Consider the following 21,271-nt stretch of genomic DNA (forward strand, 5'->3'; position numbering starts at 1 on the left):
GTTATGACGCCTGCCGCACGGGTGCAGGCCGCAATCGATCTGCTCGATCTCATCATCGCCAGTGCGCGCGGTGATGGCGCCGCCGCCGATACGCTAATCGCCCGCTATTTCCGTGAGCGCCGCTATGCCGGATCGAAGGATCGCCGGGCGGTGCGCGATCTCGTCTATCGCGCGGTGCGGGCCTATGGCGATCCGCCATCCTCCGGCCGTGCGGCCATGGCGGGTCTGGCGCGCGAGGATGCGGCGCTGGCGGCGCTGTTTGATGGCTCGGCCCATGCGCCGACGCCCTTGGGCGAGGCGGAACGCGGGCCGGATGGCTCGCGCCTGCCGGGCTGGGTCGCCGCGGCCTTTGCCGGGCTGGTCGATGAGGCCGAGCAGGCGGCGCTGCTTGACCGTGCGCCTCTCCACGTTCGGCGTAACCCGCTGAAGGCGAGCGATGCGGATATTTTGGCGCGTTGGACTGAGGCCCGGCCGATTGAGGCGACGACATATGGCTATGCGCTGCCGGCCGGCACGGACGTGCCCGATGATGGCTTGGCCGAGGTGCAGGATGCCGGGAGCCAGCTGATCGCGCAGGCTTGTCACGCCACGCCCGGCCTGACTGCGCTCGATCTATGCGCCGGGGCAGGGGGCAAGACGCTCGCTCTGGCTGCGGACATGATCAAGAACGGCGCTCTTGTTGGCCGCCTGATCGCGGCCGATGCTGTGCGAGACCGTCTCGCGCGGTTGACGCCGCGTGCCGAGCGCGCCGGCTATGGCGGACAGATCGAAACGCTGCTGCTCGATTCTGCTCGGGAGGAAGCGGCGCTCAAGCCGCTCGTCGGGCAGTGCGACGTCGTCTTGATCGATGCGCCCTGCAGTGGATCGGGCACCTGGCGACGCAACCCCGAGGCGCGCTGGCGGCTAACGCCGGCGCGGCTGGACCGCGTGGTTGCGCTTCAGGCGCGGCTGCTGCGGCTCGCGCTACCGCTGGTGAAGCCGGGCGGGCGCTTGGTCTATGCGGTCTGCTCGTTGATCGACCGGGAAGGGCGCGATCAAATTCAGCAAATCGTCAGGACCGATCCCCTATGGCAGCCGGTACACTCTGCTGGGTCGGGGAAGGCGCCGGGACGTTCATGGGGCGAGGGCACAATGCTCACGCCCGCACATGACGGAACCGACGGCTTTTTCTTCGCGGTGCTTGAAAAACCATGCTAGCGTCGTCGCCCATGGCGTCTGTTGCGCAGGGCTCGATCTGGGAGACAATCATGCGGTTTACCCCCGCCTCCATATTACTTGCGAGTGCGCTTGCCCTGTCGGCGAGCAGTGGATTTTCCCAGCAGAGCGCGACGCCCGCGCCCAGCCCGCGCGCAGTCGAGTGGATGGCGAAGGGCAAGGCGGCGGCAGATGCCGGCGATCTTACCAAGGCCCGCGATGCCTACGAAACTGCGCTGCTTCTGGCGCCCGATCAGCCCGGTATCTTCATGTCGCTGGCCAAGATCGCCCGCGCCCAGAAGCTCCCCGGCAAGGCGATCCGCTATTATGGTCGCGCGCTGGATCTGGAGCCCGGCAATCAGGCGGCACTGCAAGGCGAAGGGCTCGCGATGCTGGACAAGGGCGCGGTGGAAAGCGCGCGCGAGACGCTCGCCAAGCTGCGCCTCCTCTGCGAGACGCAATGTGCCAGTGCGGATCAGCTGGCCTCCGCGATCGCTACGACCAAGCCGCCGGTGACGACGGCCGAGGCGGTGACCAACGCGCCGAAGGTCGAACAGCAGTAAATTCCGCGATATATAAAGCTGCTCAGCGCCCCATCAGGCGCGCGAGCATCACGAAATCGTCCACGCTGAGTGTCTCAGCGCGGCGGCTGGGGTCGATCCCGGCTTCCGTCAAAGCATCCAGCGCGCCGGGCAGCCCCTTGAGGCTCTGCCGGAGCATCTTGCGCCGCTGACCGAAGGCGGCGGCCGTCAACCGGCTGAGCGTTGCGACCTCGACGCCGCCGGGCGCGTCGGCCGGGGCGATATGGACCACGGCGGACATGACCTTGGGCGGCGGCGTAAAGGCCGAGCGATGGACTTTCATCGCGATGCGTGCGCGGCTGCGCCACTGGGCCAGTACCGCGAGCCGCCCATAGGCATCGCTGCCGGGCTGCGCGACGATCCGCTCGGCTACCTCAGCCTGGAACATGAGCGAGGCGGAGAGCCACCAGGGCGGCCACACGCCGCTCTCCAGCCAGCCGACGAGCAAAGCCGTTCCGATATTATAAGGCAGGTTCGCGACGATATGCGCCGGTCCGCCGCAGGCCTCCACGGGGTCGACCCGCAAAGCATCATCCTCGATGACGCGCAACTGGCCAGGAAAGGCCGCTGCAACTTCGGCCAACGCCGGAATGCAGCGGGCGTCACGTTCGACGGCCGTGACCTGGGCGCCGGCGCGAAGGAGAGCGCGGGTCAGCCCGCCGGGACCGGGGCCAACCTCGAATACGCGCGCGCCTGTCAGATCCCCCGGAATCGCGGCGATGCGATCCAGCAACTGCTCGTCCAGCAGGAAGTTCTGGCCCAGCGCCTTGCTGGCCCGCAGGCCATGCGTGGCAATGACCTCGCGCAGCGGTGGAAGTGGGGTCATGAGGGCTGGCAGGGATCGACCCAGGCGCGGCGATTGAGCTCGGCCTGTTGCGCCATGCGAATGGCGGCGATCATCGCGCCGGGATGCGCCTGATCCTTGCCGGCCAGATCGAACGCCGTGCCATGGTCGGGCGATGTCCGCACGATCGGCAGGCCCAGCGTGATGTTGACGCCCTCGTCAAAGTCCAGCGCCTTGATGGGGATCAAGGCCTGATCGTGATAGCAGCACAAGGCCGCATCGTAGAGCGCACGGGCGCGGGGCGTGAACAAGGCGTCCGGCGAATGCGGCCCGGAGATGTCGAGCCCATCCTCGCGCAGCTGGTCGAGCACCGGGGCGATCAGCGCCGTCTCCTCACTGCCGAGCATGCCGTTCTCACCCGCATGCGGATTGAGGCCGGCCATGGCGAGGCGCGGATTTTCGATGCCGAACAGACGCTTGAGACCGCGCGCGGTGGCCAGCGCCCGAGAGCGGATCAGCGCGGCGGTGAGCGCCTCGGGGACTTCCGTATAGGGAATGTGGATGGTGAGCGGCACGACCCGCAGCGACGGACCGGCCAGCATCATCACCACATTGCCGCGCGAGACGCCGCAGCGCTCGGCCACGAACTCGGTCTGGCCGGGGTGCGTGAAGCCGACTTGCGATAGCTGGGATTTGGAAACAGGCGCGGTCACCAGGGCGCTGGCGCTTTCTGCCCTGACCAAGCCGGTCGCCGCTTCCAGCGCCTGGAACGCGCAGCGCGCGCCGTCGATCGAGGGCTGGCCGGGGATGACCTCACCGGCGTCGGCGACCTGCAGGCAGGGCAGCGCCTTGCCGAACACCGCATCGGCTTCGATCGGGTCGCCGATCATCGCCACCGGGCCTTGCCAGACCGTAGCGATGGCGGCGCTGTCACCGACCGCAAAGAAAGGCGGAAGATTGTGCGCGTCCCGGGCTTCCCAGGCTTTCGCGGTAACCTCCGGGCCGATCCCTGCGGGATCGCCCAACGATATCGCGATCGGCCGCGGCAGCGCGGACGCGGAATACATCGTGCGGAAGACGTCAGTTATAGTCGATCACCGCATCGCGACGGAGGTCGCGCAGATATGTGCGTGCACGCTTGTTTACGCGGTCTTCCTCCATCTGCGCCATGATCGACTCCACCGAGGGCGCGCTCGCGTCTGGCGGATCGTCCCGGCCGCACAAAACGAGCGCGCGGACACCTTCCGTTGCCGAGCCGAAGGGCGGCGTGGATTCGCCGACCTGCATCGAGAGCAGGATGGACTGGAGCTGCGGGGGCAGGTTGCGCGCCTGAATATCGTTTTCGATGACGGTCGCGCCAACGCCCTTGGCCATCGCCTCTACCGATCCGCAGCCCTGAAGCTTCTTGAGCGCCTCACCGAAGGCGTTGGCCCGGCGCTGGGCTTCGGCCGCCGATGTGCCGGCGGGGAAGTCGATGGCGACCTGCTTGAGGCTGAGCACGGCGTCGCGCGCGTCGGCCATCAGCACCTGGCGCTTGTCGATCAGATAGACGAGCGAAAATCCGCCCGGAATGGCAATCGGGCCGGCGATCTGGCCGACCTGGAGCTGCTGGGCGGCTTCCGCCAGCGGCTCGGGCAGCTGCGCGGCGCGCACCCAGCCCAGATCACCGCCGACCGCAGCGGTCGATGCTTCCGAATATTGCCGCGCATAGGCCTGGAACGAGCCACCCTGGCGAATCTGCGCCATGATCTTCTGGGCGTTCTCGGCCACCTGCTGGCTGTTCGACGGGTTGGCGGAGAGATAGATCTCGCCGATGTGGAACTCTTCCTTGCCCTTGGCGGCCTGGAGACGCTCATAGGTCGAGCGGACCTCGTCCTCGGAGACGTTCACGAAAGGCTGGACCTGACGCCGCAGCAGGCGGCTCCACGCGACCTCGCCTTCGATCTGGCGCCGGATGCTGCGCGCGGATGAGCCCTGTGCGGCAAGATATTTTGCGAAATTGTCCGGCGTGTAGCGGAAGTTCGCGGCGACGCGGGCGAAGTTCTCGTCAAGCTCGGCGGCGGGGACGCGAATATCCTTGGCCGCTGCCTCCTGAATCTGCAGCGTCTCGTCGATGAGGTTGCGCAGCACCTGCAGGCGCAGACGGTCCTTTTCCTCGGCACTGACATTGCCGCCATTGGCGAGAACCACCAGTGCGAGCCGCTGCTCCACATCCGTCTGGGTAATGACCTCGCCGTTCACCAGCGCTGTCGCGGTGCGGACATTGGGGTCGCGCTTGCCGAAGAGCACCACCGAGGCGGGAATATCGAGCGCGGACGCGGTCGCCCCGGCGGCATCCTCAGCCTGGCTTTCCGGCGTTTGAGCGATTGCTGAGCACGCCAAAAGGCCCGTCGCGGCGCCTGCAAGAATCCGGGCGGTGAAACGGGAGGAAATCCTTTTCACGCTGTTCACGTCAGTCAAACTTGCTCTCCATTCAGAAGCAGGCGGCCTCAAGAGGCCGCGGACCTGCCCGGCGGATTAATGCGCGGCGGCTGAACCGGGCCTGAGCGACGGATGACGCCCGGCCTTCACACCCTTTGCGAAGCTGGAGTCTTTACAGGCCGAGATTCTTAAATACCAGCCGCAGTTGAAACGAATTGCCGCGACGGGCATCGCCGACCGTCTGGTAATCGCGCCGCCAGGTGAAGCCGAGTTCCAGGCAGTCATCCTCATAGGCGATGCCGAGGCGGTGACGCACCGGCTCGAAGCCGGACAGGGTACTCGTCGGATCGTCCCGCTGGCCGGTCAGATCGATGTTGGTCGAGCCGAATACCGACCAGAAGCGCGCAAAGGCGACGCGCGCCGCGAGGCGGATTTCCTCGACATCGCGCAGATCCTCGACGCCTGACGTGATGTTCCGGTCCAGCCGCAGATAGCCGACTTCGGCATAAGTGCGGCGCGTGCCGACCGTCGCCTCGATCTCGTTGCGTCGGACGGCGAAGCCATCCTTGTCGAGCCGGAAGCGGTGGGTGAAGGACAGGAAATCCTTGTAGCGGATTTCCGAACGGCCAACGATGTCCGACAGCCGATCGGACAGGCCGGTGCCATTGGGCAGCAGGGACGGGCGGTCATCGATGCGGTAGCTCTGGCCGACGGTGGTATCGAACGAGAAATTCGGCACGTCGAAGCGGTAGTCGAACCCATAGGTGATGCGGGTCGAATCCTCGAAGCGGTCATAGCCGGGGAAGCGATTGAGCGCGAAGAGGTTGGAATCCTCCAGGTCAATCGCGCGGGCATCCTCGTTGGGTACATTCAGGTTGGCGAGGCGCGGCGCGGCAACCAGCTGGATGCGTGGTGTCAGGCGCTGGGTGCCGCCAAAAGCCTGCCCGATGAACGGCCAGCGCACATCCAGCGCCAACGCGGCGATTCCTCGCGTCTGCCAGCCTTCCTCACCGCGATAGACTACCGTTGGCGAGAGATCATTCTGCGCGCTGTTATAGACGTCGCCGCGGGCATAGGCGGTCAACGAGACCTCCTGTCCCATGCCGGTCAGCCGGCTCTGCTTCCAGGTGAAGCCGACGAACGCGCGCTGGGTATCCTGCCCGTCTGTGCGGAGGATCGACAGGCTGTTGGCCTGCAGTTCCACTCGTCCCCCGAATAGCGGATCGGTGGTCCGAAGGCGGTAGTCGATGGCCGGAATGGCGATGGGAACCTGACCGGCCCGGTCCCCCGAGCGCAATGACTGAAAGGCCCAGCCGGCAATCGAGAGATAGCTGCGCGTGCCGATCCGCTCCAGATTGAGCGTGGAGCGCAGACGGTCCTCGTGGCTCAGGTCATAGCGATTGAGGAAGGTGCGGTCGGATGCGTAACGCAGCGATCCGGTCAACGACCAGAGCGGGTCGAACTGGAATTTGCCGCTCGCAGCGATGTAGCCGCGCAGACGCTCATCGCTAGTGACATCGGTTTCGCCCGTGACCGGCGTAACGGCGCTGACCGTGCCGTAGCCGGTGATCTGATAGGCGCCCTTGGGCAGGAGTGCGCGATAGCTGGCGCCGAGCATCGGCAGCACCGCGCTGTAGACATAGGGCGTCAGCGTCAGATCGCGATTGGGCGCAAGCCGCCAGTAATAGGGCTGTACATATTGCACGCCGTTGCGCCGATCATAGCCGATATCCGGCACCAGCAAGCCGCTGCTGCCTTCATCGCCAATGCTGTGGCGCAGGCCCGGCAGGGGAAGCAGGGGCAGGCCGAACATGCTGACGCGCGCATTCTCATAGCGCACCCGCTGGCGAGCCTCGTCCAGAATGACGCGATCGGCCTGGATTTGCCAGGTCGGCTCCTTGGGGCAGCCCTTGACTGTCTCCACCTTGCAGGGCGTGAACGCCGCCTTGTCCAGCACGTAAATGTTGTCGGTGCGCTGGGCCTTCACCGCCGCCAGACGATTCTCGCTGTTGGTGACGATCAGCAGATTTTCGATGACGCCGTCCCGCAGGCTTTCGGTGACGTCCATCTCGTCGGCATAAGCGCGGTCGCCACGCTCGTTGACGAGCAGCACATCGCCGCGCGCGATGACGGTGCCGGCCTTGCGATCCCACTCCACCTGATCGGCGGACAGATTGGCATCCTGTCGGGCAACGCGGACGTTGCCGGAGGCGCGCACGATATCGGCATTGCTGTCGTAGTCGATCCGGTCCGCCTGGAAATTGATCTCGTTCTTGGAGACCGGAGCAGCAGGCATGGGCACGGCCTCGGCCTCTGCCTTGGCCGGGCGGTCCTGAAAATCCGGTTCGGCGCCGGCGGGGATATCCTGCGGCGCCACATTGTCGATGGTGAGCGGCGGTTCGCCCTGCGCAGGCGGCTCGGCCTGCGTCTGGGCGTAGGCCGGCGCGGCCATGACCATCGCCAGAATCAGAGCTGGCGCGCTGATGCACAGGTGCACGCGCATCATGGTCCGCTCGCGCGTGTCACGGCTCATCGTGGCAACCAATCGTCATTCTCCCAGCGCGGCTTGCGGTCTGCGCGCGCCGTGTGCAACGCTGCCCTATTGCACTGCAGCGCCCGCTCCGCAATTGCCTTCCCAAGCGTGAAATCGCGCTTAACGGTCCCTTTGCCGTGGCATACCCCCTGGCAAGGCGCTATTCCGCTTCCATATTCACACCAGGTCATCTGGCCACATAATTCCTTTCCAGGAGCTTGTATCCATGCACATCGCCATTTCCGCCAGTCGCCCTGCCGACATGGACTGCCTCGTTTTCCCGGTCGCAAAGGGCGCAGCTGTGTCTCCGAGCATCGAGGCGCAGGCTCTGGCGGCGCAGGCGGCGGAGGCATCGCGCTTTGGCGGCGAGGCAGGGGCCGTGGTCGAGTTGTTCGTAGCCGAGGCGGGCAAGACTCTTCGCGTCCTGCTCGTCGGGACGGGCGAGGGCAAGCCGGCCGATCTGGAGAAGGCAGGCGGCGCGGTGACGGCGCGGCTGCAGACATCCGGCGTCAAGCATGTCGCGATCGACGGCGCGGGGCTTACGGCCGACGCGCTCGTCCGGATCGCGCTGGGCGCGGAATTGCGCGCATGGCGCATCGACACCTATCGCACGAAGCTGGCGGAGAAGGCCAAGCCGACGCTCGAAACCGTAACGCTGATTCATGAGTCCGGCGATCTGGCGGCGCTCGTGGATGATGCCAAAGCCGTCGCACAAGGTGTTGCATTGACGCGCGAACTGGTCGCCGAGCCGGGCAACATCATCTATCCCGAGAGTTTCGTGGAGCGGTGTCGGCATCTCGTCGATCTCGGTATCGAGATCAGCGTGCTGGACGAGACGGACATGGCCAATCTCGGCATGGGTGCCTTGCTCGGCGTTGCACAGGGCTCGGTGCGCAAGCCGCGCATTCTTGCGATGCGCTGGGACGGCACCAACGGTGCGCAGGCCAAGCCGCTGGCGCTGGTCGGCAAGGGTGTCACCTTCGATACCGGCGGCATTTCGCTCAAGCCCGGTGCGGGCATGGAAGACATGAAGTGGGACATGGGCGGCGCGGGCGCCGTTGCCGGCGCGATGAAGGCGCTGGCCCTCCGCAAAGCGCCGACGCATGTCGTCGGCATTTGCGGGCTGGTCGAGAATATGCCGGACGGCGGCGCGCAGCGTCCCGGTGATATCGTCAAGACCATGTCCGGCCAGACCGTGGAAGTGCTGAACACGGACGCCGAGGGGCGTCTGGTGCTGTGCGATGCCATCTGGTGGACCCAGCAGACCTACAAGCCCGAGACTGTGATCGACCTCGCGACCCTCACCGGGGCGATGCTGATCTCGCTCGGCAGCGAGCATGGCGGCTTGTTCAGCAATGATGATGGTCTTGCCGAACAGCTCCTTGCGGCCGGTCGGGAGAGCGGCGACAAATTGTGGCGCTTCCCGCTGTCGCCGGCCTATAACAAGCTGATCGACAGCCCCATTGCCGACATGAAGAACATCGGGCCGCGTTATGCCGGCTCGATCACTGCGGCGCAGTTCATCAAGCGCTATGTGCAGGATGGCGTCAAATGGGCGCATCTGGACATTGCCGGCATGGTCTGGGCCGACAAGCCCGGCGCGACATGGGAGAAGGGCGCCACCGGCTATGGCGTGCGCCTGCTCGATCAGTTGATCCGCGATCATTATCAGGCCGGTTGAGGTCTTGCGCATATTTCGGCCCGGCCTTCGCAGCCGGGCCGGATCGCGCTAGAGCCGCAACATGCAGGTGGATTTCTATCAGCTCAGCCGGGACCCCGTCGAGGCGACGGTGCCCGCCATCGCGCGCAGGGTGCTCGATGGCGGCGGGCGACTGCTGGTCGTTTCCGCCGAGCGCGACCAGCTCGACCGTATCTCCGAGGGTCTGTGGAGTGCTGGGCCGGAGAGCTATCTGGCCAATGATCATGCGGATGCACCCATGCCGCAGGTCCAGCCGATCCTCCTCGCTCCGAGTTGCGATCCAGCCAATGGCGCGCGCCATGTCGCGCTGGCCGATGGCCTGTGGCGGGATGAAGCGCTGGGCTTCGATCGGGTCTTCTACTTTTTCGACGATGTCACGGTGGGCGGTGCGCGGCTGGCCTGGAAGGCGCTGAGTCGATCGGAGGACGTCACGCCGCGCTTCTGGAAGCAGGATGGCGGGCGGTGGCGCCAAGGGCCTTGAGGCACCGTCGGCACGCCGGATTCGCTCACCGCATGTGACGCGGCTTCTTGGTGGTATCGGCGCGCGCTTCTGCGTGACGGCTCTTGAGGGACGTTGGTGCGCTGGCCTGAAGAAATTCACGGCCGCTCAGCCCGTCTCCGCCGCGTCGGTTGAGCGGCGGTTCGAGCGTTTCGATCAACAGCGCTTCCATGGTCCTGAGCATATTGGCTTCGCTCCAGCACGCGCTTTGCGCGAAAGGCAAATGCTGACTGGCGTCTCGCAGGCCGAACCAGGAGAAGCGATTCCACCGGCCGGCAAGTCGGTCCGTCGTATGCGTCTTGAGTCGCGCATAGAGATCGTTGCTCGCACGCCCGACATAGACGGTCCGCGCGCCATCCTGCAGCAGGTAGAGGCCCACTTGACGGGCAAAGTTGAACAATGGCGCCCCCTTCGTCCGCCGCCCGAGGAGGAGGGGCGGTCCAGACCAGGGCACCAGTTCGCGTTTCCAGAACATGCCAAAGGCATTCAGGCTTTCGCCCGGTCCGAGGTCCGGCCAGCAAATGGCAGGATATTGGGAAGCCCGGTTGCAGGTTGAGCTTTTACGCGCAGCGGCTCGAGCCAGTGCCGGCTCCGCAGCCTCTGCTGGTAAGGTCAGGCAGGGCGTCGTCACCGTCGCCGCATCAGGAAAGGAGCGGTGCTGTCCCGATGCGATGCTGTGAAAGCGCAGCGACCCGTCATCATGCCTGTCGATCCGATAAATGGATTCCTTCGCCCCCGCGCCCTGCATGTTCCCATTCCCCCTTTGCGCACCCAACCATGGCAAACTGTAACAATGTGAACTCAAAGCGCTTAATTGATCGTAACCCGTGGACGCCTGCTGCTCTTGATCGGCCGTCGCTTCGCGGGTAGAGCGCGCGCGACCTCAACTTTTTCGTTTTCTTTACCGGAGCATTTCTCATGGCGGCGACCCGCACCTTCTCGATCATCAAGCCCGACGCGACCCGTCGCAACCTGACCGGTGCTGTCACCAAGATGCTGGAGGAAGCCGGCCTGCGCGTCGTGGCATCCAAGCGCATCCACATGAGCCGCGAGCAGGCCGAGGGCTTCTACGCGGTGCACAAGGAGCGTCCCTTCTTCGGTGAGCTGGTCGAGTTCATGATTTCCGGCCCGGTCGTCGTGCAGGTTCTGGAAGGCGAAGACGCCGTGAAGCGCAATCGCGACATCATGGGCGCCACCAACCCCGCCAATGCCGAGCCCGGCACCATCCGCAAGGAACTGGCCGAGTCGATCGAAGCCAACAGCGTTCACGGGTCGGACAGCGAAGAGAATGCCGCGATCGAGATCGCCTACTTCTTCAAGCCGGAAGAAATCGTCGGCTAATCGGACGGCCGTCTAACCGTCGGCCTTCTAAAAAAGGGCGCCAGACCATCGGGTCCGGCGCCTTTTTTGTTTGGTTTAATGCTGCCGGCCAGCGGCTGCTTCCGTCTCGAAATAATCGAGCAAGGTCTGGGCCGATTTGAACAGATCGTGCCGCTCTTCCACCCGGCGCCGCGCCTCGGCGCCCAGCGCAGCCTGCTGCTCGGGCGTGGCGCGCATGATGCCGCGTAGGGCCTCGGCGATGGCGTCCTCATCGCCAGGCGCGAAAATCCAGCCACAGCGCTCGTCAAGCAACTCGGGGATGCCCGCAATGGTCGTGCTCAGCACCGGTCGACCGATGGCGAAGGCTTCCATGATTCCGATGGGCAGGCCCTCGGCATAGCTCGGCAGCAGCATGGCGCGACCGGCCAGCAATTGCTCCCGTACATAGGCACCGGTGCCCCAGCCGTGCAGGATGACATGATCCTCGACGCCATGTGCCCGGATCGCCTCCCGTAGCGCGTCCTCGTCGTCCCCGCCGCCGATCAGCTCGACCACAAGATGGGGAAATTCCCCAATCACAGCAGCGACGGCAGGCGGAATATGGATCTGGCCCTTGTTGGTGCACAGGCGGCCGATGCAGATCACTCGGCTGCTCTCGGGCGGGGCAGGCTGATAGGGGAAGTCGGCGAGGTTGATGCCGCAATGGACGATGCGGACCGTCTGGGCCGCCTCTGGGGCCTCCGCTACGATGCGATCGTGGCAATAGCGGGTGATGGCGACGATGAAGGCCGCATCTCGCGCCTTCTCGCGGATGGAGAGGCGGGCGGGTTCGCCGGGCACCAACTCGTCGGGACCATGGACGGTAAAGCTGTAGGACGGCCCGCCTAGCCGCCGCGCCAGCATCGCCACGGTGGTTGCGTTAGTGGAGAAGTGGGTGTGGACGTGATCGATCCCTTGCGCATTGGCGCGACGGGTGAAAGCCATGGCCTCCAGCAGATAGGCGACATGGGCGACAAGGTTTCGCCCCGCGTTGCGCCACACCCGCCACCAGAGCGGCAGTACCCGTAGCGTCCTGACCGGATGTAGCAGGCAGGTGAGCAGCACGTCCCACAGCAGCGCCGCCTTGCTGCCGGTGATGATATAGTGCGTGCGCGCCTGCTCGGCGATATCTTCCGGGTCGACCAGCTCACCATCCCAGTGCCGCAGGGCAAAGCGCTCGACCGGCTGACCAAGCGCCTCGATCGCGCCGATCTCGCGACGGATGAACGTCGTGCTGATCAGCGGATACATGTTGAGAAGATAAGCAAGTTTCATGGCCGACCGCTCATGGGAGCGGAGAGGCGAGCCTGTCAACGCGGCTAACCCTTTTTGCGGCAGTGCGGGCCGGCAGGTCCGGCCGAGCAGGCCGGCGATCTGTGGAAAGTGGCTCCCCGAGTAGGATTCGAACCTACGGCCATTCGATTAACAGTCGAATGCTCTACCGCTGAGCTATCGGGGAGCAGCCGGGCTTTCGTCCGGCGAGGCCGCGCCTATAGCAGCGGGTTTGAAAGAAACGCAAGAGCACTCATGAGATAAATTGTTCAGCCGCGATCCGATCGTCCAGCGTGTGCTCAGGATCGAACAAAAGCGTAAGCGGCATGGCGAAATCCACGGCGATCTCGACCTGCGAGACATCGCGCACTTCGCGCTGGTCGGCCACGGCGGAGACCGGACGCTTGACGGGGTCGACCACGCGCAGCCGAATCTTGCTGCGCTCCGGAAGAATCGCGCCCCGCCAGCGGCGCGGACGGAAGGGACTGATCGGCGTGAGCGCGACGAGGCCGCAGTCGAGCGGAAGAATGGGCCCGTGTGCCGATAGATTATAGGCCGTGGAGCCGGCCGGCGTTGCCACCAGCGCGCCGTCGCAAACCAGTTCCTGAATCACGACTCGCCCATTGACCGAAACTTCGAGCCAGGCGGTCTGGCGTGTCTCGCGCAGCAGGGAGATTTCGTTGATCGCGGGCATCGCGAAGGTTTCGCCGCTCACTGTCACGGCGTGCATCCGCAAGGGGTTCACCTTGAACGCCTTGGCCTTGTCGAGGCGCTGGTCCAGCCCGTCCTGCCGCCATTCGTTCATCAGGAAGCCGACGGTGCCGAGGTTCATGCCGAACACGGGTACCCGGCGATGGCTCTCCAGCAGCGCATGGAGCGTCTGCAGCATGAAGCCGTCGCCGCCCAGCGCGATGATGATATCGGCCTCGTTGAGGCTGACGAACGGAATGACCGCCTGCAGCCGCCGCGCGGCTTCCTGCGCAGCGTCCGTGGGCGAGGCCAGCAGGGCAAGTTTGCGATCGGCCATGAGGTGGCGTTATCCGCCCGTCACGCTCATGTGGCGCCGCGTGGCGGGCTGCGCGCCTGCCGCGACGCTGAAGTCATGTGCCAGCGGCTTGGCAGCCAATGCCCGGTCAAGCAGGGCATCGATGCCCGCGACACCCTGTTCGCGAAACGCGGCCTTGAGATCGATATGATCTTCATGCCCCAGGCACATGTAGATGCGTCCCTGGCAGGTGAGGCGCATCCGGTTGCAATCGGCGCAGAAATTCTGGGAGAGCGGCGTGATGAGGCCCAGCCGGGTCTTGAGGCCGGAGAGGGCAAAATAGCGCGCCGGCCCGCCGGTGCGGTCACCCAACGGGATGAGAGCGTGCCGCTCGCGAATCGGGGCGATTGCCTCGATCAACGGCAGGAAGCGATCCGAGCGATCCTCCGCCACTTCGCCGAGCGGCATCGTCTCGATCAGGGTGAGATCGAAGCCCTGCTCCGCGCAATAATCGAGCAGCGGCAGGATCTGGCCTTCGTTGGTATCCCGCAGCGCCACGGTGTTGAGCTTGACCTTGAGGCCCGCCTGCCGCGCGGCCTCAAGACCGCCGAGCACCTTGGCGATATCGCCGCCGCGCGTCACGTGCGCGAAAATGTCCGGATCGAGCGCATCGAGGCTGACGTTGATGCGCCGGATGCCGGCATCGAACAGCATGTCGGCATAGGTCGCGAGTTGCGTGCCGTTGGTCGTCAGCGTCAGTTCGTCCAGCCGACCGGCCTTCACATGGCGGCCAAGGGCACGGGCGAGGTCGCCGAAATCGCGGCGCACCAGCGGCTCGCCGCCGGACAGGCGAATCCGGCGGACGCCCCGGGCAATGAAGCGCTCGGCGATGACCGCAATTTCCTCCAGCGTCAGGATTTCCCGCCGGGGGAGGAACTGCATCGTCTCGCTCATGCAGTAGCGGCAGCGCAGATCGCAGCGGTCCGTCACCGAAATCCGCAGATAGTCGATGCGGCGACCATGACTGTCGCGCATGGCCGGAGCTGCGTCGGGGAGGCTGTCGATTGCGTTCGCCATACGCATTAGCTAGGCGATGCGGGGGGAAGGCGCAACCATCGCGCGTCGGTTGCGCTCGATCCCGTCCGCTAATCCACAAGCCTGAACGGATCGCGACCATTGTGAGAGAGCCTGCCGCAACCCGGCCCCATGAAGAGGGCGACCAGTCCTCCGGCCCGTCCGGGGACATGGGCGGGCTGCCGCTGTTCATTCTCTCGGCCGCGCACCGTGACGCGCTTTCCGCCTGCGCTGCGCGGGCCGGGTGGAAGCCGATCGCGGCGCGGCGGCTGGACCGGGCCGAGAGCCGCTATCTCGGGAGCCTGGCACGCATCGCGGTCATCGATCTGCGGGGTGTGGCGCCGGATGATGCGCTCGAGATGGTGAAGGCCCTTGCGGCCGCCGTCGAAGCCTCCGGGGGCGCCTTGCTGCTGCTCGTTGAAGACGTCGGCGCGCCGCACGTCCCCGGGTTGATCGCCGCCGGCGCCACCCATCTGCTTGATGGCGAGATCGACGATACCCGCTTCACCATCGCGCTGCGCACCGCCGACAAGCTGGCCGAGCGATTGATCGGCAGTCTGGCCGCGGCGGGCAACCGCCATGCCGTCGCACGCAGTGATGGCCTGTTCTGGCGCTGGAATGGCGCGGAGCGGACCCTTGCGATCAGTCCTGCGCTGGGCGATCTGCTGCGGATCATGGTGCCCGATGCCGACCATGCCCGGCTGGGCATTGCCGATCTGGTCCGTGCGCTGGATCGGGCGGATCGGGCAGGGGCCGTGGCCGCGATCCGTCGCGCCGTTGACGACCTGATGCCCTCCGCCTTTGCCCATGCCGTCCCGTCCCAGCCGGATCGACGGCTGGTCCAGCATCTCTATCCGGACGCGCAGGGCTTTAGCGGTGAGGTCGAGCAACTCGATGTGCATCATCGCGCCAACCGGCGGGATCGGGACCCGATGACGGGCCTTGCCAGCCGCCAAGGCGCGATCCGCTGGCTCGACCATCATTTGGCGCAAGGGCGGCTGCCGGCGGTTCTGCTGATCGGGCTTGGCGATTTCGACCGGGTCAACAGCGCTTATGGGCGGCTGGTCGGCGATGCGATGCTCTCTCGCGTTGCGATACGCCTCCAGCGGCTCGTGGATGCCATGGCGCCGCGCGACTCGCTGGTGGCGCGGATCACCGGCACAGAGTTCGTCATCGCCGTGCTGGGCGGGCCTGAAACCGCGCTGCCCTCCGTAGAGCGGGCAACGCTGCTTGCGCAGCAAATCGTCGCGGAAATCAGTCGGCCTTTCAACGCGGGCGACTATCTCATTCGCCTGACGGCGCGCTGCGGCCTTGCGCCCGGTCAATCGGGCGATGCGGCCGAGACGATCCTGCGCCGCGCAAGCAATGCGCTCGCGGACGCCCGACGCGGCAGTGCGCAGGGCGGCATCCGCATCCGGGTGGCGGACGAAGCCAGCCGCATCGTGGATGATGATCGCTTGCAGAACGACCTGCGCCACGCGCTCGATTCCGGCCAGATCCAGCTCCTGTTCCAGCCGCAATATGCGATGGAGGATGATAGCATCGTCGGCGTCGAAGCACTCGCGCGCTGGCAGCACCCTCATTATGGCGAGATCGGCGCCGGCGCGCTGTTTGCCATCGCCGAGCGATCCGATTTCATGCTGCCGCTCTCCGATCATATTCATGCGCGGGCATTGACGGAGGCGGCGGCATGGCCGGATGAGCTGCGCGATCTGCGGTTAGCGATCAACGTGACTGCGGCTGATATCTCCGAGCCGGATTTCCTGCAGAACTTCCTCCAGACCGTCGATGCATCGGGCTTTGCGCGCGAGCGTTTGACCGTCGAACTGACCGAAAGCGGCCTGGTCGAGCATCTCGCCGGCGCCTCGCTGCTGCTCACGCAATTGCGTGAGGCGGGGCTCAAGGTTGCCGTTGACGACTTTGGAACCGGCTATTCAAGCCTTGCCTATCTCAAGGCGCTGCCGCTCGATTATCTCAAGATCGACCGGAGCATCGCGCGCGATATCGAGGGCACTGCGCGTGATCGCGTGATCGTCCGGGCGATCATCGATATGGGGCGCTCGCTGGGGCTGGGCGTGATCGCGGAGGGTGTGGAAACCGAGCAGCAACTCGCGCTTCTCGCGCGGGCGGGCTGCACCTGCTATCAAGGTTTTCTGCGCTCGCCGGCCATCGCCAGCGACAAGCTCGCCGATCTCGTGCGCGCGAATCAGCGCAGCGCCACCTAGCGCGGCGCGCTCAACCGTAGCGCAGTTCACCCCGGAAGGGCAGATTACGACGGGCAATTTCGGTGTTCACCGCTTGTTGCAGCGGCGTATTCGACTCGCGCGCAGCCGCGCGCCGCGCGATTGCGTACAATTCGGCATCCAGCATGGCTCTCGCCATGTCCGTGCATTCGTCGGTTAATTTTCTCATCGGATGTCCCTCCTATCGAGGGGCAAAGCGGAATTCCGCGCACCGTCAGCTGCAATGCACAGCCGACTCGATGATAAACAGCGAAACTCCCCGCCTCAACGCGAGAAGTGTAACACAGCTGGCAAAAAATGGGTGGGAAATCGGAACCGCTCGCCCGATTTTCCGTGCCGCCGGTCAGGCCGCCTTGCGGAACTCCAGGTCCAGCCGATCCCAGATCTCGACCAGTGCGGACACAAGCTCACGCATCATCTCTTCGCTGTGGGACGGGCCGGGCGTGAACCGCAGCCGCTCCGTACCGCGCGGCACGGTAGGGAAGTTGATGGGCTGTACATATACGCCATATTCGGCGAGCAGAATGTCGCTGATCCGCTTGGCCTTCACCGGATCGCCGACCATCAGCGGCACGATATGGGTGACCGACGGCATGACCGGCAGATTGGCATTGGCCATTTCGGCCTTGAGGAACGCCGCTGCGGCCTGTTGCGCGTCGCGCTCGACCTGGCTCTGCTTGAGGTGACGCACGGCCGCGAGCACGCCGGCAACGAGCACCGGCGAGAGGGAGGTGGTGAAGATGAAGCCCGGCGCATAGCTGCGGATCACATCGATGATCACCTTGTCGGCCGCGATATAGCCGCCCATCACGCCAAAGGCTTTGCCCAGCGTGCCTTCGAGGATCGTGATCCGGTGCGCCGCCTCGTCCCGCTCAGTGATGCCACCCCCGCGCCGGCCATACATGCCCACGGCATGCACTTCATCGCAGTAGGTGAGCGCGTTGAACTCGTCGGCAAGGTCGCAGATGTCGTGGATCGGCGCCACGTCGCCGTCCATCGAATAGACGCTCTCGAAGGCGATCAGCTTGGGCGCATCCGGATCGGCCTCGGCCAGCAGTTCGCGCAGATGCGCTACGTCATTGTGACGGAACACGCGCTTCTCGCAGCCCGAATTGCGGATGCCCGCAATCATCGAGGCGTGGTTGAGCGCGTCGGAAAATATGATGCAGCCGGGCAGCAGCTTGCCCAGTGTGGCGAGCGTCGCCTCGTTCGAGACATAGCCGGAGGTGAAGAGCAGAGCGCTCTCCTTGCCGTGCAGGTCCGCCAGCTCGGCTTCCAGATCGACATGATAATGGGTGTTGCCGCCGATATTGCGCGTGCCGCCCGAGCCGGCGCCGACATCGTGCAGCGCCTCTTCCATGGCCGCGATCACCTTGGGGTGCTGGCCCATGGCGAGATAATCGTTGGAGCACCAGACGGTGATCGGCTTCGGACCGTTATGCCCGGCAAAGCAGCGGGCATTGGGGAAGGCGCCCTTGTTCCGCAGAATGTCGATGAAGACCCGGTAGCGGCCCTCGCCATGCAGGCGCTCGATCGCCTGCGTGAAAACATGCTGATAATTCATGGTCGGCAGCTTGTCCCGTCTCGATACCGCGCCTCTAGCGGTCTATGGCTCGCAATTCCACTGATAATGGCTTGCAAGTCGATATTGGCGTCTAATGATGTGGCGCCGCTACGCTTTGATTTGGCTCAAAGTAGTTCGGTTTTGGTGATGCCGTAAGTCTGCAGCGCGGGGCTCAGTGCGTTGATGTCCGGTGAGGGGCCGGTGAAGACGGCTTTGCCCGGCGCCGGCTCGGCCGGCCAGGGCGCCTCACCATTCAGCCAGGCGATCCGCCGCGCGATTCCGTCGCCACCGTGGAGAAAGGTGATGGGGTGCGGCGCGGCCTCGGCCAGTTCAGCTTCCACCAACGGAAAGTGCGTGCAGGCGAGGACCACCATGTCCATCCGGTCTCCGCCCGGCTGCTCGAGCAGGCCGGCGAGAGCAGTAGCCGGAATTTCCGGGTCGGCCGGTGCACCGCGCAGCCGCGCCTCGGCATAAGCGACCAAAGCGGCGCTGCCATGCCGCAAGACCGTACAGTCCGCGCCATGCTCGCGGGCGAGCCGATCCACATAGGGCTGTCGCACCGTGGCATCGGTACCGAGCACGCCGATGACTCGAGTTTTCGAGGCCAGAGCGGCCGGCTTGATCGCCGGCACCGTGCCGACGACGGGAATATCGAGCGCCGCGCGCACCGAGGCGAGGGCGATGGTCGAAGCGGTGTTGCAGGCGATCACGGCCATGCGGGGGCGATAGCGCTCCACCAGCCGGCCCAGCAGCGCCGGGACGCGCGCCGCGATCTCCGCCTCGCTCTTGATGCCATAGGGAAACCCGGCATTGTCGGCGGCATAGACGATGGGCATCGTCGGCAGCAGGGCCGTTGCGGGGCGCAGGATGGACAGCCCCCCCACGCCGGAATCGAAGAACAGGACGGGAGCCGCTTCAGGCGGGCGGGTCGGTTCAGCCATGGCGCTTCTCTTGACGCTGCGTGTCCGCACAAGTCAATCGTCGATGATGGGCGCGGTTGAGCGCTGATGGCGGCTCTGCCATCATGGCATCCGATAACGGAGGAAGAGGATGGACGGCACAATCGACCGTGAAGAGCGGCATCGACTAATCGACATGATCACGGCGGCCTGGAAGACCAAGGTGATTGGCGAGGCGGTTGGGCTGGGCCTCATCGAGGCGCTGGCAGCCGGACGCCATGATAGCGCGGCTATCGCTCAGTCATTGGGTGCCGATGAGGACGGGGTAATGCGCCTGTTGCGCGCACTGGCGGTGCTCGGCCTTGTCACGCATGAGGGCTCGGATCGCTTCTCGCTTACGCCGCTCGGGGACTGCCTGCGCAAGGACGCGCCGGATTCGCTTTATGGCATGAGCGGACATTGGAATGAGCGGATGTGGAACAGCTTCGCCAATCTGGGTGTCAGCGTGATGAGCGGGGAGCCCTCCGTGCCGTCCGGCCCTGATCATTTCGTCCAGCAGCAGGCTGATCCGGCGCGGGCGGATGTCTTCAACCGCGCCATGGCAGAAGGGAGCCTGCGTGTCGGGCGGGCTCTCGCGCGGGCTTATGACTTTTCCGACGTGAAGACGGTGCGGGACGTCGGCGGCGGCTATGGCGCACTGCTGGTCGGCCTGCTCGAAGCCCATCCCCATTTGCGCGGCGAAATTTTCGACCTGGCAACGCTCGGTGATGCTGCGCTCAAGTGGCAGGACGGGCAGCCCGTTCGAGATCGCATTGCCTATCTCGGCGGCAGCTTTTTCGATGCCGTTCCGCCCGGCGCGGACCTGCTTCTCCTCAAATTCATTCTGCATGACTGGAACGACGCGCGGTGTCGGACGATCCTGTCCAACTGCCGGGATGCGATTGGGGACGGACGCATCCTGATCATCGAGCGGATCGTGCCCGACCGTGTCGGGCCGGGCGATGAAGATGTGATCCGGGGCGACCTCATCATGCTCAGCGTCGGCGGCAAGGAGCGAACGGAGGCCGAATATCGCGCCTTGCTGAGCGCGACCGGGCTCGACATGACCGGGATCACCCAGATCGATGACCGTTATGCGGCCATTGAAGCGCGGCGCGTCGGCTAATTGATGAATGCGGAGCGCACCGGCGGGCGATCCGCTAGTGCGCTGAAAGGCTGATCAGCCTTCCTTATTGGCCGCGATCCGCTCGGCTGACTGGATGGTGTTCTCCAGCAGCATGGCGATGGTCATCGGGCCGACACCGCCCGGCACGGGCGTGATGTGGCTCGCCTTTTTGGACACGCCCTCGAAATCCACATCGCCGACCACGCGGCCATCGGGCAGGCGGTTGATGCCGACGTCGATCACCACCACACCGGTCTTCACCATTTGCGGCACGATCAGGTTCGGGACGCCCGCCGCGACGACGAGAATATCGGCGAGGATGGTCCACTGGCCGAGATCCCGCGTCTTGGCATGGCAGATCGCGACCGTCGCATCATTGGCCATGAGCATCAGCGCCATCGGCTTGCCGACGATGTTGGATGCGCCGACCACGACCACATTGCGCCCTTCGATGGGGATGCCCTCATGCTTGAGCAGGTTCATCACGCCATAAGGCGTGCAGGGCGGGAAGACCTGGCGCCCCACCACCAGCGCGCCGACATTGTAAAGGTGGAAGCCATCCACGTCCTTCTCGGGCGCGATGGTCTCCAGCACCTTCTCCATGTCGATATGCTTGGGCAGGGGCAACTGGACGAGAATACCGTGCACATTGGGATCGGCATTCAGCTTGCCGATCAACACCAGCAGTTCCTCATTGGTGATGGTGGCCGGGTGACGATGGCTGATCGACTTGATGCCGACCGCCTCGCAGGCCTTCACCTTGCGGCTGACATAGATGGCGGAGGCGGGATCCTCACCCACCAGCACAACCGCAAGACCCGGCGTTACGCCGCGCGCCTGAAGTGCCTCGACCCGCGCGCGCTGCTCGTCGCGCATCTTGAGGGCGACGGTCTTGCCGTCGATCAGCTTGGCGCCGCCCACTGGCCGATTGTCCGTTGCGAGAGCGTTCACGCGATCCTGCCTTTCTGATGCGGCCTGTGATGTCGGCCCATTTGCTGT

The 21,271-nt window shown here is 65.2% G+C and carries 19 protein-coding genes and 1 tRNA gene; 7 read left to right on the plus strand and 13 right to left on the minus strand.

What is annotated here, in order from left to right:
* Positions 1-3: 3 nt before the first annotated feature.
* Both M2333_RS04460 and M2333_RS04465 read left to right on the plus strand, forming a co-directional pair.
* Positions 4-1,197 (plus strand): RsmB/NOP family class I SAM-dependent RNA methyltransferase, encoded by a 1,194-nt coding sequence (locus tag M2333_RS04460; protein WP_264610979.1) that lies wholly within the window; start codon positions 4-6, stop codon positions 1,195-1,197.
* A gap of 50 nt (positions 1,198-1,247) precedes the next feature.
* Positions 1,248-1,757 (plus strand): tetratricopeptide repeat protein, encoded by a 510-nt coding sequence (locus M2333_RS04465; RefSeq protein WP_264610980.1) that lies wholly within the window; start codon positions 1,248-1,250, stop codon positions 1,755-1,757.
* Positions 1,758-1,779: 22 nt separating this feature from the next.
* On the opposite strand, the gene rsmA is transcribed toward M2333_RS04465, so the two are convergent.
* From rsmA to M2333_RS04485, 4 genes are all read right to left on the minus strand, one after another.
* Entirely contained in the window at positions 1,780-2,601 is an 822-nt protein-coding gene (gene rsmA / locus M2333_RS04470) for a 16S rRNA (adenine(1518)-N(6)/adenine(1519)-N(6))-dimethyltransferase RsmA (protein ID WP_264610981.1), read from the minus strand.
* On the minus strand, positions 2,598-3,626 hold the full coding sequence (gene pdxA / locus M2333_RS04475) for a 4-hydroxythreonine-4-phosphate dehydrogenase PdxA (RefSeq protein WP_264610982.1): 1,029 nt from the start codon (positions 3,624-3,626) through the stop codon (positions 2,598-2,600). The genes rsmA and pdxA overlap by 4 nt, the downstream gene beginning before the upstream one ends.
* Positions 3,627-3,639: 13 nt before the next feature.
* Positions 3,640-5,010 carry a peptidylprolyl isomerase gene (locus tag M2333_RS04480; protein WP_413716517.1) on the minus strand — a complete coding sequence of 457 codons (1,371 nt, stop codon included), beginning with the start codon at positions 5,008-5,010 and terminating at the stop codon, positions 3,640-3,642.
* 142 nt (positions 5,011-5,152) lie between these two features.
* The gene (locus tag M2333_RS04485) at positions 5,153-7,513 is read right to left on the minus strand and encodes an LPS-assembly protein LptD (protein ID WP_264610984.1); all 2,361 of its coding nucleotides are present in this window, start codon (positions 7,511-7,513) and stop codon (positions 5,153-5,155) included.
* 226 nt (positions 7,514-7,739) lie between these two features.
* Between M2333_RS04485 and M2333_RS04490 the strand changes: the two genes are divergently transcribed.
* Both M2333_RS04490 and M2333_RS04495 read left to right on the plus strand, forming a co-directional pair.
* Positions 7,740-9,194: a leucyl aminopeptidase gene (locus M2333_RS04490; protein WP_264610985.1), complete on the plus strand. Its 1,455-nt coding sequence runs from the start codon at positions 7,740-7,742 to the stop codon at positions 9,192-9,194.
* A 61-nt stretch (positions 9,195-9,255) separates the two neighbouring features.
* Complete coding sequence (locus M2333_RS04495) at positions 9,256-9,693, plus strand: DNA polymerase III subunit chi (RefSeq protein WP_264610986.1); 438 nt, start codon at positions 9,256-9,258, stop codon at positions 9,691-9,693.
* A 25-nt stretch (positions 9,694-9,718) separates the two neighbouring features.
* On the opposite strand, the gene M2333_RS04500 is transcribed toward M2333_RS04495, so the two are convergent.
* Entirely contained in the window at positions 9,719-10,186 is a 468-nt protein-coding gene (locus M2333_RS04500) for a hypothetical protein (RefSeq protein WP_264579037.1), read from the minus strand.
* A 443-nt stretch (positions 10,187-10,629) separates the two neighbouring features.
* Between M2333_RS04500 and ndk the strand changes: the two genes are divergently transcribed.
* Positions 10,630-11,052, plus strand: coding sequence for a nucleoside-diphosphate kinase (ndk, locus tag M2333_RS04505; protein WP_181559849.1), 423 nt, complete (start codon positions 10,630-10,632; stop codon positions 11,050-11,052).
* 75 nt (positions 11,053-11,127) lie between these two features.
* On the opposite strand, the gene M2333_RS04510 is transcribed toward ndk, so the two are convergent.
* The 4 genes from M2333_RS04510 to moaA all read right to left on the minus strand — a co-directional run bounded on the left by M2333_RS04510 (position 11,128) and on the right by moaA (position 14,362).
* Complete coding sequence (locus tag M2333_RS04510) at positions 11,128-12,345, minus strand: glycosyltransferase family 4 protein (protein WP_264610987.1); 1,218 nt, start codon at positions 12,343-12,345, stop codon at positions 11,128-11,130.
* A gap of 109 nt (positions 12,346-12,454) precedes the next feature.
* Positions 12,455-12,529, minus strand: a tRNA-Asn gene (locus tag M2333_RS04515).
* A 66-nt stretch (positions 12,530-12,595) separates the two neighbouring features.
* The gene (locus tag M2333_RS04520) at positions 12,596-13,369 is read right to left on the minus strand and encodes an NAD kinase (protein WP_264570410.1); all 774 of its coding nucleotides are present in this window, start codon (positions 13,367-13,369) and stop codon (positions 12,596-12,598) included.
* A 9-nt stretch (positions 13,370-13,378) separates the two neighbouring features.
* The gene (moaA, locus tag M2333_RS04525) at positions 13,379-14,362 is read right to left on the minus strand and encodes a GTP 3',8-cyclase MoaA (RefSeq protein ID WP_264610988.1); all 984 of its coding nucleotides are present in this window, start codon (positions 14,360-14,362) and stop codon (positions 13,379-13,381) included.
* Positions 14,363-14,505: 143 nt separating this feature from the next.
* On the opposite strand from moaA, the gene M2333_RS04530 reads away from it, so the two are divergent.
* A complete protein-coding gene (locus M2333_RS04530; RefSeq protein WP_264610989.1) occupies positions 14,506-16,626 on the plus strand; it encodes a putative bifunctional diguanylate cyclase/phosphodiesterase in 2,121 nt (706 codons plus the stop codon).
* A 10-nt stretch (positions 16,627-16,636) separates the two neighbouring features.
* Here the strand turns inward: M2333_RS04530 and M2333_RS04535 are convergent, their stop codons facing one another.
* The 3 genes from M2333_RS04535 to murI form a co-directional block, all read right to left on the minus strand.
* Positions 16,637-16,813, minus strand: a complete 177-nt coding sequence (locus M2333_RS04535; protein ID WP_181559792.1) for a hypothetical protein — start codon at positions 16,811-16,813, stop codon at positions 16,637-16,639.
* Positions 16,814-16,987: 174 nt separating this feature from the next.
* Positions 16,988-18,208 carry a 5-aminolevulinate synthase gene (hemA, locus tag M2333_RS04540; protein WP_181559791.1) on the minus strand — a complete coding sequence of 407 codons (1,221 nt, stop codon included), beginning with the start codon at positions 18,206-18,208 and terminating at the stop codon, positions 16,988-16,990.
* Positions 18,209-18,333: 125 nt separating this feature from the next.
* Positions 18,334-19,149, minus strand: a complete 816-nt coding sequence (murI, locus tag M2333_RS04545; protein WP_264610990.1) for a glutamate racemase — start codon at positions 19,147-19,149, stop codon at positions 18,334-18,336.
* Between the two features lie 109 nt (positions 19,150-19,258).
* On the opposite strand from murI, the gene M2333_RS04550 reads away from it, so the two are divergent.
* A complete protein-coding gene (locus tag M2333_RS04550; RefSeq protein WP_264610991.1) occupies positions 19,259-20,272 on the plus strand; it encodes an acetylserotonin O-methyltransferase in 1,014 nt (337 codons plus the stop codon).
* 54 nt (positions 20,273-20,326) lie between these two features.
* Here M2333_RS04550 and folD read toward each other — a convergent pair whose 3' ends face one another.
* Positions 20,327-21,223, minus strand: a complete 897-nt coding sequence (gene folD, locus M2333_RS04555) for a bifunctional methylenetetrahydrofolate dehydrogenase/methenyltetrahydrofolate cyclohydrolase FolD (protein WP_264578979.1) — start codon at positions 21,221-21,223, stop codon at positions 20,327-20,329.
* Positions 21,224-21,271 lie beyond the last annotated feature (48 nt).

Source organism: Sphingobium sp. B11D3B (assembly GCF_025961735.1).
GTDB lineage: Bacteria > Pseudomonadota > Alphaproteobacteria > Sphingomonadales > Sphingomonadaceae > Sphingobium.

Coding starts and splice junctions, on each gene's coding strand:
- M2333_RS04485 (WP_264610984.1), bottom strand. CDS start 7,513: ATGAGCCGTGACACGCGCGAGCGGACCATGATGCGCGTGCACCTGTGC.
- M2333_RS04495 (WP_264610986.1), top strand. CDS start 9,256: ATGCAGGTGGATTTCTATCAGCTCAGCCGGGACCCCGTCGAGGCGACG.
- hemA (WP_181559791.1), bottom strand. CDS start 18,208: ATGAATTATCAGCATGTTTTCACGCAGGCGATCGAGCGCCTGCATGGC.
- M2333_RS04520 (WP_264570410.1), bottom strand. CDS start 13,369: ATGGCCGATCGCAAACTTGCCCTGCTGGCCTCGCCCACGGACGCTGCG.
- M2333_RS04535 (WP_181559792.1), bottom strand. CDS start 16,813: ATGAGAAAATTAACCGACGAATGCACGGACATGGCGAGAGCCATGCTG.
- murI (WP_264610990.1), bottom strand. CDS start 19,149: ATGGCTGAACCGACCCGCCCGCCTGAAGCGGCTCCCGTCCTGTTCTTC.
- M2333_RS04550 (WP_264610991.1), top strand. CDS start 19,259: ATGGACGGCACAATCGACCGTGAAGAGCGGCATCGACTAATCGACATG.
- M2333_RS04500 (WP_264579037.1), bottom strand. CDS start 10,186: ATGTTCTGGAAACGCGAACTGGTGCCCTGGTCTGGACCGCCCCTCCTC.
- ndk (WP_181559849.1), top strand. CDS start 10,630: ATGGCGGCGACCCGCACCTTCTCGATCATCAAGCCCGACGCGACCCGT.
- M2333_RS04460 (WP_264610979.1), top strand. CDS start 4: ATGACGCCTGCCGCACGGGTGCAGGCCGCAATCGATCTGCTCGATCTC.
- rsmA (WP_264610981.1), bottom strand. CDS start 2,601: ATGACCCCACTTCCACCGCTGCGCGAGGTCATTGCCACGCATGGCCTG.
- M2333_RS04490 (WP_264610985.1), top strand. CDS start 7,740: ATGCACATCGCCATTTCCGCCAGTCGCCCTGCCGACATGGACTGCCTC.
- M2333_RS04465 (WP_264610980.1), top strand. CDS start 1,248: ATGCGGTTTACCCCCGCCTCCATATTACTTGCGAGTGCGCTTGCCCTG.
- pdxA (WP_264610982.1), bottom strand. CDS start 3,626: ATGTATTCCGCGTCCGCGCTGCCGCGGCCGATCGCGATATCGTTGGGC.
- moaA (WP_264610988.1), bottom strand. CDS start 14,362: ATGCGCGACAGTCATGGTCGCCGCATCGACTATCTGCGGATTTCGGTG.
- M2333_RS04510 (WP_264610987.1), bottom strand. CDS start 12,345: ATGAAACTTGCTTATCTTCTCAACATGTATCCGCTGATCAGCACGACG.